This is a genomic window from Pseudomonas fluorescens (assembly GCF_000968015.1).
Classification (GTDB): Bacteria; Pseudomonadota; Gammaproteobacteria; order Pseudomonadales; family Pseudomonadaceae; genus Aquipseudomonas; species Aquipseudomonas fluorescens_W.
The window spans coordinates 79,250-101,321 of the sequence record NZ_LACH01000001.1 but is presented as its reverse complement, the minus strand read 5'-3'; the positions used below and the strand labels follow the sequence as shown (position 1 = coordinate 101,321).

The following is a 22,072-nucleotide window of genomic DNA, read 5'->3' as shown; positions in this document are numbered from 1 at the left end:
CGCATAACGCAAAACGGCCGCTGTCAGTGATGACAAGCGGCCGTTTTTGTTTCTGTCAGTTGTACTGGATCAATCGGGGTGAACCCAGTCTTCTACGCGTAGCCCTGGAACCCGTTCAAATTCTCGTAGGTTGTTGGTTACCACTATGAATCCACGTGAACGCGCGTGGCCGGCAATCATGTGGTCGTAGGGCCCGATAGGCGTTCCGGCCTTGGCCAACTCGGATCGAATCATTCCGGTGTGCGCGGCCGCTTCATTGTCGAAAGGCAAGACCTCAAGGCGTGCCACAAAACCTTCGATTACTGCGAGGTTCTTTTCTGGTGCGGCGGATTTTTCGGCGCCGTAGATCAACTCCATCAGCGTGACAGCACTGATGCATAGCTGCCCGTTATGGCGGTTGAAAGCTTCTCGTACGATTTGCGGTTTGTTTTTGATGGTGAAGATGCAGATGTTGGTATCGAGCATGTATTTGATCATCAGAACGACTCACGCTCCTGATCGGCGGGTTGTCCACGCTCGGTCATGAAATCTGCACTCACGCTATCCCCGTCGAACCAGCTGTCCCATGTTTCGTCTGCGGGGGTGATGATGCGAGCTCTGCCGATGGCAACTACGTTGACTCGTTTCACATCGCTTGGCATCGCCACAGCTTTGGGGAGGCGGACAGCCTGGCTTCGATTACTCATGAAAAGGGTGGTCTGTTCCATTTTGGCCTCCTGCGTTTTTGTGGGTGCTGTGAGTCCAAAGAATAGATTTCTTAAGGGATATGTCAATGGGATATACGTGGCCGCTGACGAGGGGTCATGTCAGATCGTTTTGGGTATTGGCTTCTCAAATAAAAACGGCCGCTGTCAGTGATGACAAGCGGCCGTTTTTGTTTCTGAGGCGAGTGTTTACTCAGCCTTTTCTTCCAGTGCATCCAGCGACTCGCGATAGCTGTCGAGCGCCGTGCCGAAGTCAGTGATGAATTGCGGATCCGTCAGCCAGGCCTGGGCGGTGTCGCGGTCCATGCCGTCGGCCCACATGCGGTAATCGATCAGCATGTCGGCGGCCAGGTGAGTGGCAGCCATGGCTTCGTTGTCGGCGTTTTCCATGTCCAGCAGTTCTGGGTGGTCGCTGATGATGCCGGCGAGGTTCGACAGCAGGGTCAGCAGCATGTCGTTGCGGCTGGTGGCTTCTGCGTCGCGCATTTTGCTGAACATCGCCAGGGTGTATTCCGGGATCGGCTCGCCGATTTCGCCCAGGTCATCGTCCAGCGCGGCGGGTTTGCGGCCGTGGATATTGATTTGCTTGGCTTTGATCTTGGCGCGTTTGGCGCGTTTCTGTTGCTTGTTCAGGGATGCCATGGGGACTCAGTTTGCTTTCGGTTGTGTTTGGGTCGCGATGGCGTCGGACGCCGCCACGTAGTCAGCCTGGAAGGCTGGGGATTCGATCCACGCCAAGGCGGCCGCTTCGTCCACTTCGGCGGACCACTGGCGATACTCGATCAGTGCCGCGAGGATGAAGTCCGTCGCTGTTTCTTCACCTTCCTGTTCCAGCACCAGCGCGAGCAGCGGGTGTTCAAGAAACGCTGCGCACATCGCTTGTTGGCTGATCTTTTGCGCGTCGATCATTTCTTTGAACAGTTCAGTCAGGTCCACCGATTCGAAGTCGATGCGATCATCGTTCGGGTCCAGCTCGACCGGCGCGGCAGCCCGTTGGGTGCGGTTCTGCTTGGCCTTGGCTTTGGCGCGTGTGGCGCGTTTGTTCTGCTTGTTGGCTGAGGCCATGGGCGTCGTTCCGTATTCCGTTGAATGGGCGCATCAGTCAGTTGCGTGGCACTAGCCGCCCGGGTGTGTCGGGGGCCAGCTTGCCGGTCTGCAACCAGGACAATGCAATGGGCCATAGTGTGGCTTGGTATGGGCTACGAAAAAAGGCGAAATGTCCGACTTCTTGTTCGCCGATGTCTTCGGGGGCGATTCGCAAGTGGGCGTTCGTGCTGTTGGTGAAGTAACCCAGCAGCCGTTCGATGGCCGGAATCGTGCCGTAAGGATCGTCGCTGATGCTGATGGCCAGGTTTTGTGCGGTGACGGATGAGAAGGGCAGTCGCCCGGATTTTGCGTGAAGGACGCGACCGCTGGGGCGTTTCTCGTAGTGCGCGGTGGGCATGCTCCAGTCGCGAACCACGCCGGCGGGGGTGTCCTCTAGCCAGCCGAGACGTTTGCCTGGGAAGTAACCGCAAAGCAATGTCATCAACGGCATCAGTAGATGCCACTTGCCGAACATCCGCCAGCGATGGGCGGGCGCGTAATCGCGCCAGTAAGCGAATTGCGCACCGACGGTCACCAGGCGTCGAATCATATGCCCGGAAGCTCCCAGGCCCGCTGCACAGCCTCCAAAGCTGTGACCGACAACATCGATGGGTTGTCCGGGAAATTCACGCTGAGCGCGCTTGAGCATCGCCTCAAAGTCCAGCGCGCCCCAATCTGACCATGAAGCCCGAAGCCCTTTCAGCGACGCGGGTCGCGATTCGCCGATGCCACGGTAGTCGTAAGTGATCACGTCGAAGCCGTTGGCGTACAGGTAATCGGCGAAGCGCGAGTAGTGGCGACAGCGGACTGAGGTGGCGGCGTTGATGATCACCACAGGACGGGTCGAGTCTTGATGCGCATGCCGCCAGGTGAAGCCGCCAAGGATGAAACCGTCGGCGGCGGGTTCCTTGAACGGTTCGCCCGCCGTAGATATTCGCGGTGGCAACTCGGTTTGAGTGGGTGCCAGTGAGGGCATGTCCTGCAAATTCATCGGCGTCGGACCTTTGCGGGTAGCTGCCAACGATAGTCTTCGCGCAGCGTATGAACAATCCGTCGGTGTTTATTCGGGTAACTGGTCGAGCAGTCTCTCTTCAATTGCCGCCCGCTCCCGATCCAGTTCCGTACGAAGCTCCTCCTCGCTTGGCAGCACCAGCTTGTACTTGCTGGCGAACAGTTGTTCGTTGCCCTGCAACATCGAGTAACGCACCACTGACTCGTTTTTTTGCGCGCAAAGGATGATGCCGACGGTCGGCCCGTCCTCGTCGTTGCGCTTGAGGTCGTCATACATACGTACATACATGTCCATCTGCCCGACATCCTGGTGAGTTAATTCGCCTCGCTTGAGATCGAAGATGACGAAGCATTTGAGAAGGTAGTTGTAGAACACCAGATCGATGTAGAAGTCTCTACCCTCGGTACTGATGCGTTGTTGGCGGGCGACGAAAGCGAAACCTTTGCCCAGCTCAAGCAGGAAGCCTTGAAGTTGCTCGATGAGTGCTTGTTCAAGTTCGGTTTCCAGAACAACTCCTGCATTGGGCAGGCCGAGAAATTCAAGCATCACGGGATCCCGGATGAATTCTCGAGGGCTGTCGTTCATCGCATGGATGTTAGTAGCGGCTTCTTCCATGACGGTAAGCTTGTCCCGACTCATCAGCAGGCGCTCGTAATAGAGCGTGCTGATCTGGCGTTCCAGGGCGCGGCTTGACCAGTTTTGGTTGGCTGATTCGTCCATATACCATTTGCGTGCCGTGTCACTATCGACTCGCAGCAGTCTGCGGTAGTGGGTCCAGCTCAATTCGGGACGCAGTGCGTCTCGAATTGGAAACGTCTGATAAAACAATCGCATTTTTCGCAAGTTAGTCTCATCAAAACCTTTCCCGAACTCCGCAGTCAGCACCTTTGCCAACGATGCCAGCAACTGCTTGCCATAACCCGCCCGTCGGGCCCCCTCCTGCTCGAACTCCACAATATGCCGCCCGATCTGCCAGCAGGTTTGCACTTGGACGGTATCGACCGCACGTAGCACCTTCTGCCGCGCCTGGCGGATCAGTTCACCAAGATTGCCCAGTAGCGAGGCGAGTTGTGGGTCTTGGGTGTTATCAGGTTTGAGTGCGCTCATGAAGTCTTCCGCGGCTGGATGAACAGGCAGAAGAGGATTGCAGGAGGAGCTTGGTCAGCGCTGCAGGGCGCGGCTGGTAAACCGGAAGGAAAGTCCGACTGGTTTTGCGGGATCACGCCGACGACAATCCGCGCTTGAGGAATACAACGTGTAGTCCGATTCGCAGTGAAACCAAGTACTAATCAATCTAAAACTTGAGCATTCAGCGAGAAATCTAAAAGGAGTAACGGTAGGGCTCTGTGGAGCCCGGGAGTCGCCATCATGAAGTACGTCCATTCACTCATGTTGCCCATCGCCGCAGTCGGCGTGTTGATGTTTCCAGCCATTTCACCGGCCGCCAGCCTGGAGCCCATCGACAGCTCAGGTGTGCAAGTCCAGAGGCAAGAGCAAAACGGGATCGCTTACTTGTCCGGCGGTGTTGGCGAGGATGAGTCAAAGGCCATCCAGCAAACCACTGGGTACAACCTGCACATGACCTTCTCCACCGGGCCTGCGAGCGAATACATTCCCGACGTGGATGTAATCATTCAGAAAGCCCAAGGGCAGCCCGTGCTGACGCTGAGTGAGGCTGGTCCGCTGGTCTACGTTCAGCTGCCTCCCGGCAAGTACACCGTTGTCGCCACGCATAGAGGTGAAGTGCGGCGTGATATGGCGGATGTAGGCGGCGGCGCCGCTCGTAACCTGGTCTTCCACTGGGGGACTGAGAACTAGCGACGACTGCGAAACGTCATCAGCTAAATCGCAGGCATAAAAAAACCCTGAATCTTGCGATTCAGGGTTTTCGGTATTTGGTGCCCAGAGACGGAATCGAACCGCCGACACGGGGATTTTCAATCCCCTGCTCTACCGACTGAGCTATCTGGGCAACGGGGCGCATTAAACTGGTTTTTCAGGGGGTCGTCAAGAAAGTTTTCAAAAAAATTTTAATTATTACCGTCGCTTACGTTCCGACCCTCGAAAAAGCGGGATTATTCAGCCGGCGGAACGTAGCCGTCAGCCTTGGCGTATTCCTCGCCGGAAAAGAACTTGTCCATCTCGCCCTGAAGATATTTGCGGTCTTCGGCGTTCATCATGTTCAGGCGTTTTTCGTTGATCAGCAGAGTCTGGTGCTTTTGCCAGTCTGCCCAGGCTTTGGCCGAGACGTGGTCAAAAATGTCCTGACCTTTTGCGCCTGGAAATGGAGCGCGCTCCAGGGCGGGCAATTCTTCTTTGTACTTGCGGCACATGATGGTGCGGGTCATGACGACTCTCCTGCGTTCAATACGGCGGCCGCGCGTTCGAGCAAGGTTTTGACCGGGGCGGCAAGGCCCAGGCGCGGCGGGGTGGCGAGGTTATACCAGAGCCAGTCGGCCTCGGCCACGTGATGGCCGGCCTCCTGGACCTGAACCAGCCAGGGTTCGATGGACAACTGAAAATGACTGAAGGTGTGTACCAGGCTCGGCAGCGCCTGTTGGCTGCCAAGCTCCAGTGAGTGCTGCGAAGCCAGATGTTGCAGGTCGTCGAGGTCATCGAGTTCCGGCAGGCTCCATAAACCGCCCCACAAGCCCGTGGAAGGTCGACGGTAAAGCAGAATCGCGCCGTCACCGTTGGCGAGCATCGGCATCAGCGTGCGCTTCTGTGGCACGGCTTTACGCGGTTTGGGGATCGGGTAGCGCGTCTCCAGGCCGAGCATGTGCGCTTCGCAGCCCTTTTCGAGCGGGCAGAGCAGGCAACTCGGCTTGCTACGGGTGCAAAGCGTCGCGCCCAGATCCATCATCGCCTGGGTGTAGGCGTTGACCCGATCATGCGGCGTAAAGCGCTCAGCGTTCGCCCACAGCTGTTTGGCGACCTTAGGCTCGCCCGGGTAACCCTCTTGCGCGGTAAAGCGCGCCAGCACGCGTTTGACGTTGCCGTCGAGGATCGGCGCCCGCAGGCCCATGCTCAGGCTGGCGATGGCGCCGGCTGTGGACAGGCCGATACCCGGCAGATCAACCAGCTTTTCCACAGCGCGGGGAAACTCGCCAGCGTACTGCTCGACCACAATCTTCGCGGTCTTCTGCAAATTGCGCGCACGGGTGTAGTAACCCAGGCCAGTCCACAGGTGCAGGACTTCGTCTTCCGGCGCAGCGGCCAGGGCTTCGACCGTCGGCAACGAGGCCATGAAGCGGTCGAAGTAGTTCAGCACCGTGCTGACCTGGGTCTGCTGCAACATGATTTCCGAGACCCACACCCGATATGGGGTGATGCCTTGTTGCCAAGGCAAGTCGTGGCGGCCGTGGCGGTCGTACCAGTCCAGCACCGCCGATGAAAACTGCTCGGCTCTCATCGCTTGAACAGCCCCTTCAACGCGTTTTTCAATTCAGGGCTGACCTTGTCGCCAAGCTTCTCGTCGATTTTTTCGCTGATCCGTTCGCCGGCCAGTTTGCTCGCGACCTGGCCCATGCGTTCGTTATCGAGGCGGCAAGCCTTGGCGCCCAGTTCCAGCGGGCCACGGCAGCGCAGTGGCCACTCGATGCCGACGAATTTCTCACCGACCTGGCAGGCCGGGTCCGGCATGTCGCTCTTGTCGCCTTCGACGATAACGCCTACGCGGTAGTCCATGCCCAACACCCGAAGATCGACATCGCCGTCGCCGTTGACGGTCATGCCCGGGATGCGCACTTTCATGTCCGGGTTGCTGGCCACGCCGTTACGGAAGGTCAGGTTGCCCTTGAGCTCCTGGAACGGTGTGTCCTTGCCCCGTGGTTCGCCGCTGAGGGATTTACGGTTCAGGGTGGCGATGCCTTTGCACAGCTGTTGTTCGAGGTTGGCATTGAGCAGCACGCCGTTGTTGATGACGAAACTGGCGTTGCCGTTGAGGGTTTCGATCAGCGCTTTCTGGCTGTTGCCGCTACTGGTCAGGTTGCTGTTGACCGTCACCAGGCCTTTGACCGGCGGATTTTTACCCTGGCTCTCGAGGATTTTTTCCACCGGTACTTTGATGATGCTCGTCTGCATGTTCAGCGCTGGCACCTGCTGGCGCACGTCGAGCGTCCCTTTGGCGTCGAAGTTGCCGTCGTACAGGTCGCCGCGAAGGCTTTCGAGTGTCAGCAGGCCGCCCTGGCCTGTGGCTTTGAGCGCAGCGTTCTGGATCGGCAATTTATCGAGGGTCAGTTGGCCGAAGGTCAGGTCAGCGTCTACGTCGAGTTTGCTCAGGCGTTCCACTGGCAGCAGGCGCTCATTGCTCCACGCGTCTTTGGTCGGTGCTTGCGGCAGCGGCGTGCTGCCCGCACCGGCCAGGGCATCGGCTTCGGTGCTGGCCACTTCGGCCTTACGCACCTGCGTAGCGCTGTTGGCTTCGGCAGATTTTGGCGGCAGGTAACGGTCGACGTTGAAGGTGTCGGCCTTGAGGGTCGCCCGCAGCGATTGTTTGGCGAAGTCCTCGACGGCGATGCGGCCACTGAAGGTGCTGTCGTCGACTTTCAGATTGATGTTGTCGAGCACCACGCTGGTCGGCGTGCCAGCCAGGCGGCTGACCAACTCGACTTTGCTCAGGCTGCCTTCAGCCATCGCCGGAAGCTTCTGGCCGATGCTGTCGACGAATTTCGCCAGATCGAACTGGGCGATCGACAGCCCGCCGCTGATTTGCGGGGTTTTGTCGAGGTCGTTGACTTTCAGTTCGCCCAATGCGCGCAGTTGGTTGGCAGAGATCTTGATGCCAGTCCATTCGGCGACGTTCGCGGCTTTATCCAGCAGCAACTGGCCCTGTGCGGCGAAGGTCATGATTTTGCCTTGCAGCGGATCGCCAGCCACTTCGCCAGAGAGTTTCATGTCTTCGAGTTTGTAGCGCTGCAGTGCGCGCTCGAAACGCAGCTCGCCGTTGAGCTCGGTACGGACACGCAAGACCGGCTGGTTGGTGCCCAGGAACGCGGTGAGTTTGACCGGGATGTTCGTGGAGTCATGCACCGGGCCGGTACTCAGCTGGATGCTTTCGGCGCTGAATTGCTTGCCGGTTTTCTCGTCGCTGTATTCAACGCGGGCGTTGTTCACGGTCAGGCTGTCGATGTCCAGGCGAATCGGCTGGGCCGGTTTTTCCGCTTGGGCGGTGGTCTCGGTCGCTGGTTCGCCGGTGGTCGCGGGCGGGGTGGCCGGCGCCGGTACCTTGCCGATGTCTTCCCAATTGCCGTGGCCGTCCTTGTCGCGGGTCAGGCGCAGATTCAGGCCCTCGACGCGTACATCGCTCATCTGCACTTCACGGCGCAGCAGCGGCAGGACACGGACCGACAAGCCAAGCATCTGCAAGTCAGCGAACGGCTCGGTGGGCTTGGCCAGAGTCGCGACGCTGGCTTCGTGCAACTCCAGGCCCAGCCACGGGAACAGGCTCCAGCCGATATCGCCATTGAGCGTCAGCTCGATGTGGGCCTTGTCGCGGGCTATCTGGCGAATCTCGTCTTTGTAGTCGTTGGGATCAAAGAGGTGGGTCAGGGCAAAGCCCAGCGCCACAATGATCAGCAACAGCCCGAGAAGTACCAGACCCAGGATTTTGCCGAACGCTTTCATGGGCGAGTCCTTGTAGTTAGTCGAATTCGAAATTTAGCCGGGGAGTATAGCGCTCTGCAGCGGACGACCGGTCAGCGATCACGTCGGCAATACATCCAGCGGTATTTTCAGTTTGGCCGCCAGCGCTTGAGCCTCCAGATGCCCGGCAGGCGCCAGCAAGCGCAATGTCGCGCCCGATTGCGACGCCATTTTCTGCGCTTCATTCACCAGGCGCTCGGCCACGCCACGACGACGGGTAATTTTTCGTACACATAATTGGGACAGATGCCAGACATCCGAGTGCCGTTGCAGACGTGCCGCGCCCAAAAGCCGATCGTTGAAGCGGCCAGCGATCAGCGAGCCGTCCAGCAGGCAGGCTTCGATCAGCTGAAAATCTCCGGCAAACGGGGCAAACAGCCAGTCCGGCGCATCGCGGTAGATCTTCTGCAGATCTTGCTGATCCTGATAAGTGGCTTCGTTTAGCGGCTCGACAATGATCGGCATGAGGGCTCCTTCAGTGGTACGAGAACTGACGACATACAAAAGGTGATAGCACTTTGATTTTTCTGTCACGTACAGATGGTAACCTCTGCCGGTTCGTCCGTCCTTCTGCGACGTGATGTCGCACCAAAATGGAGCTTCACCTCAAAAACGGTCATGCGTGCGCATAAAGGCTGGGGGTGAGGAGCGCTGACGAACCATTCTAATAATTGGGGGATACACAATGACCACGAGCATTACGGCGGACGGCCTCAAAGCCGACCAGCCCGCGTTCCTGTCCAAGGAGCGCATCATCGCCAAGCCCGGTTTCAACCGTTGGCTGGTACCACCGGCCGCCCTGGCCATCCACCTGTGCATCGGCATGGCCTACGGCTTTTCGGTGTTCTGGTTGCCACTGTCCAAAGCCCTGGGCGTGACCAAGGCAGTGGCCTGCGCGCCGGACATGAGCTTCATCTCGCAAGTCTTCTCGTCCCAATGCGACTGGCCGATTTCGATGCTCGGCTGGATCTACACCCTGTTCTTCATTTTCCTCGGTTGCTCGGCCGCCATCTGGGGCGGCTGGCTGGAACACGCCGGGCCGCGCAAGGCTGGCGTTGTATCGGCGCTGTGCTGGTGTGGCGGTCTGCTGATTTCAGCGCTGGGGGTCTATACCCACCAGATATGGCTGATGTGGATCGGCTCCGGGGTCATTGGCGGTATCGGCCTGGGTCTGGGTTACATCTCGCCGGTCTCGACCCTGATCAAGTGGTTCCCGGACAAGCGCGGCATGGCGACCGGCATGGCGATCATGGGTTTCGGCGGTGGCGCGATGGTCGGCGCTCCGCTGGCCGCAGCCTTGATGGGCCACTTCGCTTCGCCAACCAGCGTCGGCGTATGGCAGAGCTTCCTGGTGATGGCCGCGATTTACTTCGTGTTCATGATCGGTGGTGCACTGTCCTACCGCGTTCCGCCAACCGGCTGGAAGCCTGAAGGCTGGACCGCTCCGGCGAAGAAAGCGTCCAACGCGATGATCACCCACCGTCACGTCCACGTGAACGTGGCGTGGAAAACCCCGCAATTCCGTCTGGTGTGGCTGGTGCTATGCCTGAACGTATCGGCGGGTATCGGCATCCTCGGCATGGCTTCGCCGCTGTTGCAGGAAGTATTTGCTGGCACGTTGTTGGGTAACGGCCTGACATTCGGTCAGTTGGACGCTTCGCAACTGGCCTCGATCGCGGCGATTGCTGCCGGTTTCACCGGTTTGCTGAGTCTGTTCAACATCGGTGGCCGCTTCTTCTGGGCCTCGTTCTCGGATTACCTGGGCCGCAAAAACACTTATTTCGTGTTCTTCGCTCTTGGTTTTGCGCTGTACGCGTTGATCCCGAACCTCGGTCACCTGGGCAACGTTGCACTGTTCGTGGCGGCGTTCTGCATCATCCTGTCGATGTACGGCGGTGGTTTTGCGACTGTTCCTGCGTATCTCGCGGACCTGTTCGGTACGCAAATGGTCGGCGCGATCCACGGTCGTCTGCTGACGGCCTGGGCAGCGGCGGGCGTGTTGGGGCCGGTGTTGGTGAACTACCTGCGTGAGTATCAGTTGAGCATCGGCGTTGAACGCGCCGCGGCTTACGACATCACCTTGTACATCCTCGCGGGCCTGCTGGTGCTGGGTTTCATCTGTAACCTGCTGGTGCGTCCGGTGGCTGACAAGTATTTCATGACCGACGCTGAACTGGCCGCCGAACAGGCGCTGGGCCACGACAAGGGCGCTGACAGCAGCACCGTATTGGAGTGGAAAGCGGCTGCGGGTACCAAGCCGTTGGCAGTGGCTGCGTGGCTGGTGGTGGGTATTCCGTTGGCGTGGGGTGTTTGGGTGACGCTGCAGAAGACCGCAGTGTTGTTCCACTAAGCCAGGCAAACGCATCACCCTTGTAGGAGTGAGCCTGCTCGCGATAGCGGTCTGACAGTCGACAGAAATGTTGAATGGGAGGGCCTCATCGCGAGCAGGCTCACTCCTACAGTTGTTTTGGGGTGTCTGAAATGGCTTGTATGGACATGTCTACCCGCGACAGCCGGGGGTTCTATCCGTCAGTGATATCACCTCCCGTGTTTCTGTTTCGCGCCCGCGCCCCTATAATGGTTGCCTTTTTCGCCCAATGATTTTGCGGAGCTGGTGATGGCCGAACGTAAGGCGTCAGTCGAGCGCGACACTCTGGAAACCCAGATCAAAGCCTCGATCAACCTGGATGGCACCGGAAAGGCCCGATTTGATATCGGTGTACCTTTTCTTGAGCACATGCTGGACCAGATCGCCCGTCACGGGCTGATCGACCTGGATATTGTCAGCAAGGGCGACCTGCATATCGACGACCACCACACGGTGGAAGACGTCGGTATCACCCTGGGTCAGGCCTTCGCCAAAGCCATCGGCGACAAGAAAGGCATCCGTCGCTACGGCCATGCCTATGTGCCGCTCGATGAAGCGCTGTCGCGCGTGGTGATCGACTTCTCCGGTCGTCCTGGCCTGCAGATGCATGTCCCCTATACCCGCGCCACCGTCGGCGGCTTCGACGTTGACCTGTTCCAGGAATTCTTCCAGGGCTTCGTCAACCACGCCCTCGTCAGCCTGCACATCGACAACCTGCGTGGCACCAACACCCACCACCAGATCGAAACCGTGTTCAAGGCTTTCGGCCGCGCACTGCGCATGGCGGTAGAGCTGGATGACCGCATGGCCGGTCAGATGCCGTCGACCAAAGGCGTTCTGTAATGCAGACGGTCGCGGTTATCGATTACGGCATGGGCAACCTGCACTCGGTGGCCAAGGCCCTCGAGCACGTCGGTGCCGGCAAGGTCCTGATCACCAGCGATGCCGATGTGATTCGCGAGGCCGACCGGGTGGTATTCCCCGGCGTCGGCGCGATTCGCGATTGCATGGCGGAGATTCGTCGACTGGGCTTCGATTCGCTGGTGCGCGAAGTCAGCCAGGACCGTCCGTTTCTCGGCATTTGCGTCGGCATGCAAGCCTTGCTCGACAGCAGTGAAGAGAACGACGGCGTGGACTGCATCGGCCTGTTTCCGGGTGCGGTGAAGTTCTTTGGCAAAGACCTGCACGAAGATGGCGAACACCTGAAAGTCCCGCACATGGGCTGGAACGAAGTGAAGCAGACGGTGAGTCATCCGCTGTGGCACAACATTCCGGACCTGGCGCGTTTCTATTTCGTGCACAGCTACTACATCGCTGCCGGCAACCCGCGGCAAGTGGTGGGTGGCGGTCACTACGGTGTCGATTTCGCTGCGGCGCTGGCCGATGGCTCGCGTTTCGCCGTGCAGTTCCACCCGGAGAAGAGCCATACCCATGGCCTGCAATTGCTGCAGAACTTCGCCGCGTGGGATGGTCGCTGGTAAATGGCCGTCAAGAAGAAGCCACCGATCCTGACCCTCTCTCCTGAACAGGAGAACGAGGCCAACCAGAAGATCAAACGCTTCATGGAGGATCGCTTCGAACTGGACCTGGGTTCGTTCGAAGCGGCTGAAATCCTTGAGCTGTTTACCCGTGAAATTGCGCCGCACTATTACAACAGGGCGATTTTCGATGTGCAGACGCACCTCAAAGAGAGGTTCGAAAGCATCGAAAGCGACCTGTGGGCGCTCGAGAAAAACTGATTTTCGAGCGAAGCTGAACAATCGAATTTGAAGGTTTGCCAGATGCTGATTATTCCCGCTATCGATCTTAAAGACGGTGCCTGTGTTCGTCTGCGCCAGGGCCGCATGGAAGATTCCACGGTGTTCTCCGATGACCCGGTGAGCATGGCTGCCAAGTGGGTGGAGGGCGGTTGCCGTCGTCTGCATCTGGTCGACCTGAACGGCGCCTTCGAAGGCCAGCCGGTCAACGGCGAAGTGGTCACCGCCATCGCCAAGCGCTACCCGAACCTGCCGATCCAGATCGGCGGCGGTATCCGTTCCCTGGAAACCATCGAGCACTACGTGAAGGCCGGCGTGAGCTACGTGATCATCGGCACCAAAGCCGTGAAAGATCCGGCCTTCGTCGCCGAAGCCTGCCGCGCGTTCCCGGGCAAAGTGATCGTCGGTCTGGATGCCAAAGACGGTTTTGTCGCCACTGACGGCTGGGCTGAAATCAGCACCATTCAGGTGATCGACCTGGCCAGGCAATTCGAAGCTGATGGCGTGTCCGCGATCGTTTATACCGACATCGCCAAAGACGGCATGATGCAGGGCTGCAACGTACCGTTCACCGCTGCGCTGGCCGCCGCGACGAAGATCCCGGTGATTGCCTCCGGTGGCATCCACAACCTGGGTGACATCAAGTCGCTGCTCGACGCGAAAGCACCAGGCATCATCGGCGCGATCACCGGTCGGGCGATCTACGAAGGCACTCTCGATGTCGCTGAAGCGCAAGCTTTCTGCGATTCGTACAAAGGCTGAGGACTGACCATGGCGCTGGCCAAACGCATCATCCCTTGCCTGGACGTGGATAACGGCCGGGTGGTCAAGGGCGTCAAGTTCGAGAACATCCGTGATGCCGGCGACCCGGTGGAAATCGCCCGTCGCTACGACGAGCAGGGTGCCGACGAGATTACTTTTCTCGACATCACCGCCAGCGTCGACGGTCGCGACACCACGCTGCATACCGTCGAGCGCATGGCCAGCCAGGTGTTCATCCCGCTGACCGTGGGCGGCGGCGTGCGTACCGTGCAGGACATTCGCAACCTGCTGAATGCCGGCGCGGACAAGGTTTCGATCAACACTGCTGCGGTATTCAATCCTGAGTTTGTTGGTGAAGCGGCTCAGCATTTCGGTTCGCAGTGCATCGTCGTTGCCATCGACGCGAAGAAAGTTTCCGGTCCGGGCGAGCCCCCTCGCTGGGAAATCTTCACCCACGGCGGTCGCAAGCCTACCGGTCTCGACGCCGTTGAATGGGCGAAGAAGATGGAAGGCCTCGGTGCGGGCGAAATCCTGCTGACCAGCATGGATCAGGACGGCATGAAAAACGGCTTCGACCTGGGCGTTACCCGCGCCATCAGCGATGCGCTGGGTATCCCGGTGATTGCTTCGGGCGGTGTCGGCAACCTGCAGCATTTGGCCGACGGCATCATCGAAGGCCACGCCAGCGCCGTATTGGCGGCGAGTATTTTCCACTTTGGCGAATACACCGTGCAGGAAGCCAAGGCCTACATGGCTCATCGCGGCATCGTGATGCGTTAAACAAACCGATACAGGCCAGTGGACATCATGGCGGGCTCAGGGCACTCTTGGGCACGCCATGGATTTCGGTAGCCAGACATGTTTAAACGCCTTCTTCTTGTCCTCGCCAGCGCTTCTCTATTGCTCGTCAATGGAGCACATGCCGCAGAAAATCCCGACACCGGCCTGGTGTTGCTGACTGAAAATTTCCCTCCGTACAACATGGCGAAGAACGGCAAAAACTTCGCTCAGGACGAAAACATCAATGGCATCGCGGTGGACATCGTCCGCGAGATGTTTAAACGCGCCGACGTCACCTACAGCCTGACGTTGCGTTTTCCTTGGGAGCGAATCTACAAGCTCGCCCTGGAGAAGCCCGGTTACGGCGTATTTGTGATGGCACGGTTGCCGGACCGCGAGAACCTGTTCAAGTGGGTTGGCCCGATCGGGCCGGATGACTGGATCATGCTGGCCAAGGCCGATAGCAAGATCAGCCTCGAGTCGCTGGAGCAGGCGCGCAAATACAAGATTGGTGCGTATAAAGGCGATGCGATTGCCGAGACGTTGGCCAAGCAGGGGTTGAATCCGATAGTCGTGCTGCGGGATCAGGACAACGCGAAGAAGCTGGTCAATGGCCAGATTGATCTGTGGGCCACGGGTGATCCGGCCGGACGTTACCTGGCTCGCCAGGACGGGGTGACCGGGCTCAAGACCGTGCTGCGCTTCAACAGCGCCGAGTTGTACCTGGCATTGAACAAAGACGTGCCGGATGACGTCGTCGCCAAGCTCCAGGCAGCGCTGGATCAACTGCGCAAGGAAGGCGTGGTGGACGACATCATGGCGAAGTATCTGTAACCATCACTTCGATACAACCTGAGACGGAGCCGGTGTCGCGCTCAAGTACACGGCACTTGTAAACACGTTATTCAACATTGCCCTTGTCAGCTGCAGTTCCCCTGAGGCGACGCCGATAATGCACAGTGCATGTGCGCCGCTTTGTGGCCCGATTTCAGTATTGATGTAAGCATCTTCAGCGCTGATGGCGGGGCTGTAATGGTCGGGAGCTTTGCAGTCCCTGGCGTTATGGACCGTTTTGTAGCGATAGAAGGGTGCCTCGAGGGAGAACCTGAAGTCCCATGTAGGCAATACGACCTGCTCACTCGCGTTTTGCGTTCTATGAATGTATGACTTGAGCTTCCAGGGCTCCGTGACAGTCAGCTCGACCGGCTCCAACGAACAGTTCGCCCCATCGCTGGTGAAGACACCGTCAATAAAGCACGTGTGCAGAAAGTTGGCCGGGTAGCTGTAGTTGAAACGGGCGGCCTTGCAAGACGTCGAGTGCTCACAACCAAGCGGCGCTGGGGTGTTGCGCGAGGTCACGACTTTACTGACGATGCCGGTGATTTCATTGGTGCGGCGGTTCAGCATCGGGCTGCCGGAGCTGCCACCGTGAAGGTCGCAGCTGTTTTTCATGGCCAAAGGAAACACCCCGGGGTGATCGATGAACGTTCCGGCGGTTTGTTCAGTGCAGGCACTCAATCGAAGCCCTTGTTCGGTAAAGCCGCTCGGCGCGCCTATGTTAAGCGCAGCATGACTCTCGTCGGTTTGATGGGACGCCAGCTTGAGCGGGTTGACCCCGGCCTGTATCAGCGACGCCAATGTTGCGTTGACCTCCAGTACTGCAAGATCGGTCCCGACCAGACTGCTCCATCGGGCAGTCCGGATGGCGTATCGGCGCTTACGCTGTGGCATGTCATGAAAGTAGTGGAAGGTGATGCTGGCTTTCAAAGGCAGATTAGTCCGTGCCGAACCGTACTGAAACAACACGCAATGACCGCTGGTGAGCAGGTAAGCAGGGCCGGTGGCTCGGCCTTGCCGGTTTCGCGTATCCAGCAGAACGGCGCTGCAGGTCAAGCCCGATTGGAGACTGAGTAGTCCCACGCCGCTCCAGATTTCATAAGAGTGTTCGCTGTTTTGCAGTGCCCTTGACGGTGAGTCGTTGACGGCGCCTTCGCCCAGATCGCGGGCCTGCGCTGCGGAAATAGCCAGCAAGCCAATCAGGCCTGCGAAGCAAAAGAAGCTCAGGTATTTCATGTCCATTCCTTGGTGATGAAATTCAGGGTGAGCGCTATCGTGGCACGCGGCGGTGTACCGGCAGGTATAAATAGTTATCGCGAAATGGAGTGGGCTGCGAGCAATTACCGGGCGGTCGGGAGGCGGTACTGGCCATCCTTGCCGTGCGCTGCCGTTGCACGATTGCCGCGCACGCTGATCATCTGTTTGATGTCGATCCACTCAATGCCCTGAGCCTTGAGCTTGGGTAGTTCACGTTCAAGTACCGCCAATGTCTGCGGATACGGATGCCCGATCATCACCGCAGAGCCCTGTTTGCGCGCCAGGCTGATCGCCGTCTGTAGCTGAGTAAGGATCGCGGCTTCAGTGGGCTCGTCATCCAGGAACACATCCCGCGAAACGCTCGCCAAACCAATCTTCTGCGCCTCGGCGGCCGCCACGGTTTGCGCACTGGTGCGGCTGTCGACGAAGAACTTGTGTCGGCGCTGCAAGTCCGCCATCAGCCAGGCCATGGCCGGTTGCTGAACGGTCATGCGGCTGCCCATGTGGTTGTTGATACCAGCGGTATACGGCACAACGTGGAACGCCGCGATCAGGCGCTTTTCGAGCTCTTCGATGGGCAAATCGGGGTGCCAGGCAAACGGGCCGGTGGCCGGGTCCATGGGCATGTGCAGGATGACAATCTTGCCGGCGCGATGGGCCTCGCGGGCGAATTCGGTGGCGTGGGGTGTATCGGGCATGATCGCCGTGGTGACCGGGCCGGGCAGGGCCAGCACGCGGCGATCCCGCGGCAGGTTCTGCCCCAGGTCATCGATGATCAGGCTCAGATAGGCCTTTTGCGGTGCCGTCGCGACGGGCGATGCGTGAGCAACACCCGCCAGACAGCACAACAAGCCGAGGATTAACCGCAGGCGCATCTCAGCGGCCGGAGGTGATGCTCAACCCTTTGAGCAGGCTCAAGGCCTGGGCCAATTGGTAATCATCATCCTGCGGCATCGCTTTGGCTTTGCCGCTGGAACCGGTCGGTTTGTCGGCGCCGCCGTTGCCATTGCCCAGGTGACCTTGCAGATCGGCTTCCTTGAAGTACTCGCCGTCCGCCTCGTTGGTGATCTTGGCCTTGCGCACTTCGATGTCCGGGACGATGCCCTGAGCCTGGATCGAGCGGCCGTTCGGCGTGTAATACAGCGCCGTGGTGATCTTCAGTGCGCGGTCGTTGTTCAGCGGCAGCACGGTTTGTACCGAGCCCTTGCCGAAACTGGTGGTGCCCATGACCACTGCGCGTTTCTGATCCTGCAAGGCGCCGGCGACAATTTCCGAGGCCGAGGCGCTGCCGCCGTTGATCAGTGCGACCATTGGCACGGCTTCGCTTTCGTCCTTGCCGGTGGCGGAGAAGCGCAGTTCGGAGTTGGCGATACGGCCCTTGGTGTAAACGATCAGGCCCTTGGTGATGAAGTGGTCGACCACTTCCACCGCCGCTTGCAGCACGCCGCCCGGGTTGTTACGCAGGTCGAGGATGATGCCTTTGAGCTTCTTGCCGTTGTCCTTGCGCAGCTTGGCCAGGGCCTTGGAAACTTCGTCGCCGGTCTTGACCTGGAACTGGGTGATGCGGATGTAGCCGTAGCCGGATTCCAGCAGCTGGCTCTTCACGCTCTTCACTTGAATGATGGCACGGGCCAGGGTCACGTCAAACGGTGTACCGCCGTCGCGCACCAGGGTCAGGGTGATTTTCTGGCCGATCTTGCCGCGCATCTTGTCGACGGCTTCGGTCATGCTCTGGCCGCGAGTCGGCTGGCCGTTGATCTTGACGATGAAGTCGCCAGCCTGAATGCCAGCCTTGGAGGCCGGGGTGTCATCGATTGGCGAAACCACCTTGATGAAACCGTCTTCGGCGCCCACTTCGATGCCCAGGCCGCCGAATTCGCCGCTGGTGCTTTCCTGCAATTCAGCGAAGTCTTCCGGGCCCAGGTAGGCGGAGTGGGGGTCGAGGTTGCTGAGCATGCCCTTGATGGCGTTTTCCAGCAGGGTCTTGTCGTCCACCGGTTCGACATAGGCTGCCTTGATCCGATCCATGACCTCGGCAAAGGTGCGCAACTCTTCCAGCGGCAATGGCGCCTTGGTGGTCGCAGCAGTGCCCGCAGGCGCGACGGCCGGAGCAGGTTGAGCGGCGAACGCCAGAGGCGCGCCGATCACCAGGGCGATCGTCAGGGCCAGCGAGGTAAGGCGAGACAGATGCAGCATGTCGAACGAACTCCTGAAGTAGATGGCGTACTTATCCTTGCGCACGACACCATTGCGCCGGATCACTCGGGTGACCCTGCTGACGAATAGCGAAATACAGCGCTGGCGTGTCCTGCCCGCCACTGTTGCCGACAGTGGAGATGGACTCACCGGCTTTTACCACGTCACCCGCAGACTTGAGCAGCGTCTGGTTGTGACCATAAAGACTCAAAAAACCGTTGCCGTGGTCGAGAATCACCAGCAGCCCGGCGCCACGCAACCAGTCGGCGAACACCACGCGACCGCCATGCACGGCGTGCACCTGGCTGCCGGCGGAGGCGCTGATCATCACGCCGTCCCACTTGGTGCGGGCGTCGTCGCCACGGGTTTCGCCAAAGCGTGCCAGCAGTCGACCATCAACGGGCCACGGAAGTTTTCCCCGGCTTGAAGCAAAGGGGCCGCCAAAGGTCTCGCCTGAACTTGAAACCAGCGCGCCAGGTGTCGATTTAACGGGATTGCGTGGGGCGTCAGTGGCGTCAGCATCTGCTGCAGCCTGAGCCTCACGTAAACGCTTTTTTTCGGCTTCCTGCTGGGCGATCAGCGCTTTTTGCCGCGCTTCTTCTGCCTCACGGGCCTGACGGGCCAGGGTTTCTTCAATGGTTTTAAGGACTTTAGACAGGTCTGCCTGATCCTGCTCGCGGGCTGCCAGTTTCTGATCGCGAGCCTTCACGTCGTCGCTGAGCTTGGCCAGGACTTGCTGACGCTCCTTGCGGACTTTGTCGAGTTCGTCGCGCTGGCTGTCGAGGCTGCTTTTCTGCACCAGCAATTGCGCCTGTTGCATGGCGATGTCTTTTTCGACATTGGCCAGTTGGCGCAGGGTTTCGTTGAAATTCTTCAGCTGCTCCAGGCGGGCCTGGCTCAGGTAGTCGTAATAGGTGAGGGTGCGGGCGAATTTTTCCGGATTCTGCTGGTTGAGCAGCAGCTTCAAGTACTCCTGGCGGCCGTTCTGATAGGCCGCGCGGGCCTGAATGGCGATCAGTCGCTGCTGTTCAATGCGCGCGCTCTGGAGTTTTTTTTTCTCGGTATCGAGTCGCTGCAGCTCGGATTCGCTTTTCTTCAGCTCTTTTTGCAGGGCTTCGACCTGCTTCTCAAGCTTGCCCATCTCGGTCTCGGTGCCTTTGAGGTCTTTCTGCACACCGGATTTTTCTTCCTGGAGCTTGCCCAGCAGTTTTTTCAGCTCGGCAATGTCCTGACGCGTGGCGTCCAACTGTTGTTGGGTTTGCGCGCGCTCGTCAGCAAAGGCCGGTTGGAGCAGGCATGTCAGAGCAAGGGCTATCAGGACGCGAAGCATAGAGGCGGGCGGCACCAGGGAAAGGGACAGCCTAGTATGCCCGCCAAGCGCTGCAAAAAAAACGCCCAATTGGGGCTGCGTGATGACTGGACCCAAAAACACCCACAAACCAATGTGGGAGCAGCCGGTCGACGCTCGATTGCTCGCGATGGCGGCCTGACATTCAACATAGTTGTTGGCTGTTAGATTGCTATCGCGAGCAGGCTCGCTCCCACAGGGTTTGGTGGTGTTTGGAAGGGCGAGTTACACCAGAATCGACGTGCCGGTCATCTCGGCCGGTTTCTCCAGGCCCATCAACATCAGCATGGTCGGTGCCACATCCGCCAGCACGCCGCCGTCGCGAACCTTGAAGTCACGCTTGCCGACATAGATGAACGGCACCGGTTCGGTGGTGTGGGCGGTATGCGCCTGGCCAGTGGATTCGTCAGACATTTGCTCGACGTTGCCGTGGTCGGCAGTGATCAGCGCTTCGCCGCCGACTTTTTCCAGCGCATCGACGATGCGACCGACACACAGGTCGAGGCATTCAACGGCTTTGACGGCCGCGTCGAACACGCCGCTATGGCCGACCATGTCGCCGTTGGCGTAGTTGACCACGATCACGTCGTAACGCTGGTTTTCGATGGCATCGACGATGCGGTCGGTGACTTCCGGGGCGCTCATCTCCGGCTGCAAGTCATAAGTGGCGACTTTTGGCGACGGGATCAGGATGCGTTCTTCACCCGGGAACGGTTCTTCGCGGCCGCCGGAGAAGAAGAAGGTTACGTGGGCGTATTTCTCGGTTTCGGCAATGCGCAGCTGGGTCTTGCCGTTTTTCGCCAGGTAGTCGCCCAGCACGTTATCCAGGCTGCCTGCGGCGAAGGCCGATGGCGCAGGAATGCTGGCGGCGTATTGGGTCAGCATGACGAAGCCGGCCAGTTTCGGCTGGCGGGCACGTTCGAATTCCTTGAAATCGTCTTCGACGAATACGCGGGTCAGTTCACGGGCGCGGTCGGCGCGGAAGTTCATGAACACCACGGCGTCGCCATCTTCGACTTTCACCGGCTCGCCGATGGAGGTGGCTTTGACGAACTCGTCGCTTTCGCCACGTTCGTACGCGGCTTGCAGGCCTTCCTGAGCGGTGGCGGCGTTGAATTCGCCGTTGCCATCGACAATCAGGTTGTAAGCCTGGGACACGCGGTCCCAACGATTGTCGCGGTCCATGGCGAAGTAGCGGCCAACAATGCTGGCGATCCGGCCTTTGCCGAGGGCCTGGAAGGCCGCATCCAGCAGTTCGATGGACGACTGAGCGCTTTTCGGCGGCGTGTCGCGACCATCAAGGAAGGCGTGCAGATAGATTTTTTCGGCGCCGCGCTTGAAAGCCAGTTCAGCCATGGCAACCAGGTGGTCCTGGTGGCTGTGAACGCCGCCATCGGACAGCAGGCCCATGAAATGCACAGCTTTGCCGGCAGCGACGGCTTTATCCACTGCGGCGCAGATAGTCGGGTTCTCGAAGAACTCGCCGTCGCGGATCGATTTGGTCACGCGCGTGAAGTCCTGGTACACCACGCGGCCGGCGCCGAGGTTCATGTGGCCGACTTCGGAGTTGCCCATCTGGCCATCCGGCAAGCCGACGTCCATGCCGCTGCCCGAGATCAGGCCGTTCGGCACGGTGGCCCACAGACGATCCAGTACGGGCTTCTTCGCCGCAAAGATAGCGTTGGATTCAGGGCTCTCACTGTGACCGAAGCCGTCGAGAATAATCAGGACCAAAGGTTTAGGCGTGGTAGTCATGGATTCCACTCGTGGCTGAATTAAAAGAGGGCGATGGAAAAGGGAGTGGCAGTTTAAAGCGAAGTTCCGGCCGCGTCACCGCCGGACGGGGTTTGGCCCACCATAGTGGCTGTGTATACTGGCCGACATTTTAACGCCCTGGAACCTCCTTCGATGGTTGCTCACCTGATTGAATTTGCCACTAACCACTATCTGCTCGTCGGTATCTTCGTCGTACTGCTGGCGTTGCTGATCGCTTATCAGATGCAAGGCGGCGGCCGCAGCCTGAGCACCGGTGAACTGACCGGGCTGGTCAACAAGGACGCGGGCGTTGTGATCGACATTCGTTCGACCAAAGACTTCGCCGCCGGTCACATTGTTGGCGCGGTGAACATTCCTCACGACAAACTGGCTGCTCGCGTCGGCGAACTGGAAAAGCACAAGGCCAAGACCATCATCCTGGTCGATGCCATGGGCCAGACAGCCGGCACGCATGCCCGCGAACTGATGAAGTCCGGCTTCACCGCCGCCAAGCTCTCCGGCGGTATTTCCAGCTGGAAAGGCGACAACCTGCCGCTGGTGAAGTGA

Annotated in this window: 24 protein-coding genes and 1 tRNA gene; 9 read left to right on the top strand and 16 right to left on the bottom strand. The window is 59.2% G+C overall.

All coding sequences use genetic code 11. The features are described 5' to 3' along the window. Positions 1-69 precede the first annotated feature (69 nt). The 6 genes from vapC to VD17_RS00440 all read right to left on the bottom strand — a co-directional run bounded on the left by vapC (position 70) and on the right by VD17_RS00440 (position 3,909). A complete protein-coding gene (vapC, locus tag VD17_RS00465) occupies positions 70-477 on the bottom strand; it encodes a type II toxin-antitoxin system tRNA(fMet)-specific endonuclease VapC (protein ID WP_046052197.1) in 408 nt (135 codons plus the stop codon). Next, positions 477-707, bottom strand: a complete 231-nt coding sequence (vapB, locus tag VD17_RS00460; protein WP_046052196.1) for a type II toxin-antitoxin system VapB family antitoxin — start codon at positions 705-707, stop codon at positions 477-479. Before vapB ends, vapC begins: the two co-directional genes overlap by 1 nt. Positions 708-893: 186 nt before the next feature. Beyond that, positions 894-1,346 carry a hypothetical protein gene (locus VD17_RS00455; RefSeq protein ID WP_033058309.1) on the bottom strand — a complete coding sequence of 151 codons (453 nt, stop codon included), beginning with the start codon at positions 1,344-1,346 and terminating at the stop codon, positions 894-896. A 6-nt stretch (positions 1,347-1,352) separates the two neighbouring features. Next, on the bottom strand, positions 1,353-1,769 hold the full coding sequence (locus VD17_RS00450) for a hypothetical protein (RefSeq protein ID WP_033058308.1): 417 nt from the start codon (positions 1,767-1,769) through the stop codon (positions 1,353-1,355). A gap of 37 nt (positions 1,770-1,806) precedes the next feature. Further along, the gene (locus VD17_RS00445) at positions 1,807-2,781 is read right to left on the bottom strand and encodes an alpha/beta hydrolase family protein (RefSeq protein WP_046052195.1); all 975 of its coding nucleotides are present in this window, start codon (positions 2,779-2,781) and stop codon (positions 1,807-1,809) included. A gap of 69 nt (positions 2,782-2,850) precedes the next feature. Continuing rightward, a complete protein-coding gene (locus VD17_RS00440; protein ID WP_046052194.1) occupies positions 2,851-3,909 on the bottom strand; it encodes a PDDEXK nuclease domain-containing protein in 1,059 nt (352 codons plus the stop codon). 261 nt (positions 3,910-4,170) lie between these two features. Here VD17_RS00440 and VD17_RS00435 point away from each other — a divergent pair, with 261 nt between their 5' ends. Then, positions 4,171-4,620: a hypothetical protein gene (locus VD17_RS00435; RefSeq protein ID WP_046052193.1), complete on the top strand. Its 450-nt coding sequence runs from the start codon at positions 4,171-4,173 to the stop codon at positions 4,618-4,620. Positions 4,621-4,698: 78 nt separating this feature from the next. Here the strand turns inward: VD17_RS00435 and VD17_RS00430 are convergent. From VD17_RS00430 to VD17_RS00410, 5 genes are all read right to left on the bottom strand, one after another. Next, a tRNA-Phe gene (locus VD17_RS00430) sits at positions 4,699-4,774 on the bottom strand. Positions 4,775-4,877: 103 nt separating this feature from the next. Next, complete coding sequence (locus VD17_RS00425) at positions 4,878-5,150, bottom strand: oxidative damage protection protein (RefSeq protein WP_008149405.1); 273 nt, start codon at positions 5,148-5,150, stop codon at positions 4,878-4,880. Next, entirely contained in the window at positions 5,147-6,214 is a 1,068-nt protein-coding gene (gene mutY, locus VD17_RS00420) for an A/G-specific adenine glycosylase (RefSeq protein ID WP_046052192.1), read from the bottom strand. Before mutY ends, VD17_RS00425 begins: the two co-directional genes overlap by 4 nt. After that, positions 6,211-8,427: an AsmA family protein gene (locus tag VD17_RS00415; RefSeq protein WP_046052191.1), complete on the bottom strand. Its 2,217-nt coding sequence runs from the start codon at positions 8,425-8,427 to the stop codon at positions 6,211-6,213. The genes mutY and VD17_RS00415 overlap by 4 nt, the downstream gene beginning before the upstream one ends. A 78-nt stretch (positions 8,428-8,505) precedes the next feature. Then, positions 8,506-8,910: an acetyl-CoA sensor PanZ family protein gene (locus VD17_RS00410; protein WP_046052190.1), complete on the bottom strand. Its 405-nt coding sequence runs from the start codon at positions 8,908-8,910 to the stop codon at positions 8,506-8,508. A gap of 220 nt (positions 8,911-9,130) precedes the next feature. Between VD17_RS00410 and VD17_RS00405 the strand changes: the two genes are divergently transcribed. The 7 genes from VD17_RS00405 to VD17_RS00375 all read left to right on the top strand — a co-directional run bounded on the left by VD17_RS00405 (position 9,131) and on the right by VD17_RS00375 (position 14,946). Then, on the top strand, positions 9,131-10,795 hold the full coding sequence (locus tag VD17_RS00405) for an OFA family MFS transporter (protein ID WP_046052189.1): 1,665 nt from the start codon (positions 9,131-9,133) through the stop codon (positions 10,793-10,795). Positions 10,796-11,062: 267 nt separating this feature from the next. Then, a complete protein-coding gene (gene hisB / locus VD17_RS00400; protein WP_003218037.1) occupies positions 11,063-11,656 on the top strand; it encodes an imidazoleglycerol-phosphate dehydratase HisB in 594 nt (197 codons plus the stop codon). Further along, positions 11,656-12,294, top strand: a complete 639-nt coding sequence (hisH, locus tag VD17_RS00395) for an imidazole glycerol phosphate synthase subunit HisH (RefSeq protein WP_033058292.1) — start codon at positions 11,656-11,658, stop codon at positions 12,292-12,294. The genes hisB and hisH overlap by 1 nt, the downstream gene beginning before the upstream one ends. Next, positions 12,295-12,552, top strand: coding sequence for a DUF2164 domain-containing protein (locus VD17_RS00390; protein WP_046052188.1), 258 nt, complete (start codon positions 12,295-12,297; stop codon positions 12,550-12,552). Positions 12,553-12,594: 42 nt separating this feature from the next. Then, positions 12,595-13,332 (top strand): 1-(5-phosphoribosyl)-5-[(5-phosphoribosylamino)methylideneamino]imidazole-4-carboxamide isomerase, encoded by a 738-nt coding sequence (gene hisA / locus VD17_RS00385; RefSeq protein WP_008149420.1) that lies wholly within the window; start codon positions 12,595-12,597, stop codon positions 13,330-13,332. A gap of 9 nt (positions 13,333-13,341) precedes the next feature. After that, entirely contained in the window at positions 13,342-14,112 is a 771-nt protein-coding gene (gene hisF / locus VD17_RS00380) for an imidazole glycerol phosphate synthase subunit HisF (protein WP_046052187.1), read from the top strand. A 78-nt stretch (positions 14,113-14,190) separates the two neighbouring features. Further along, complete coding sequence (locus tag VD17_RS00375; protein ID WP_046052186.1) at positions 14,191-14,946, top strand: substrate-binding periplasmic protein; 756 nt, start codon at positions 14,191-14,193, stop codon at positions 14,944-14,946. A 3-nt stretch (positions 14,947-14,949) separates the two neighbouring features. Here VD17_RS00375 and VD17_RS00370 read toward each other — a convergent pair whose 3' ends face one another. The 5 genes from VD17_RS00370 to gpmI all read right to left on the bottom strand — a co-directional run bounded on the left by VD17_RS00370 (position 14,950) and on the right by gpmI (position 21,505). After that, a complete protein-coding gene (locus VD17_RS00370) occupies positions 14,950-16,143 on the bottom strand; it encodes a trypsin-like serine peptidase (RefSeq protein ID WP_259674520.1) in 1,194 nt (397 codons plus the stop codon). A 146-nt stretch (positions 16,144-16,289) separates the two neighbouring features. Continuing rightward, entirely contained in the window at positions 16,290-17,081 is a 792-nt protein-coding gene (locus VD17_RS00365; protein WP_046052184.1) for a divergent polysaccharide deacetylase family protein, read from the bottom strand. 1 nt (position 17,082) lies between these two features. Next, entirely contained in the window at positions 17,083-18,402 is a 1,320-nt protein-coding gene (locus VD17_RS00360; protein WP_046052183.1) for a S41 family peptidase, read from the bottom strand. 31 nt (positions 18,403-18,433) lie between these two features. Continuing rightward, on the bottom strand, positions 18,434-19,732 hold the full coding sequence (locus tag VD17_RS00355) for a murein hydrolase activator EnvC family protein (RefSeq protein ID WP_046052182.1): 1,299 nt from the start codon (positions 19,730-19,732) through the stop codon (positions 18,434-18,436). Positions 19,733-19,975: 243 nt separating this feature from the next. Further along, complete coding sequence (gpmI, locus tag VD17_RS00350) at positions 19,976-21,505, bottom strand: 2,3-bisphosphoglycerate-independent phosphoglycerate mutase (RefSeq protein ID WP_046052181.1); 1,530 nt, start codon at positions 21,503-21,505, stop codon at positions 19,976-19,978. 153 nt (positions 21,506-21,658) lie between these two features. Between gpmI and VD17_RS00345 the strand changes: the two genes are divergently transcribed. After that, the gene (locus VD17_RS00345) at positions 21,659-22,072 is read left to right on the top strand and encodes a rhodanese-like domain-containing protein (protein ID WP_046052180.1); all 414 of its coding nucleotides are present in this window, start codon (positions 21,659-21,661) and stop codon (positions 22,070-22,072) included.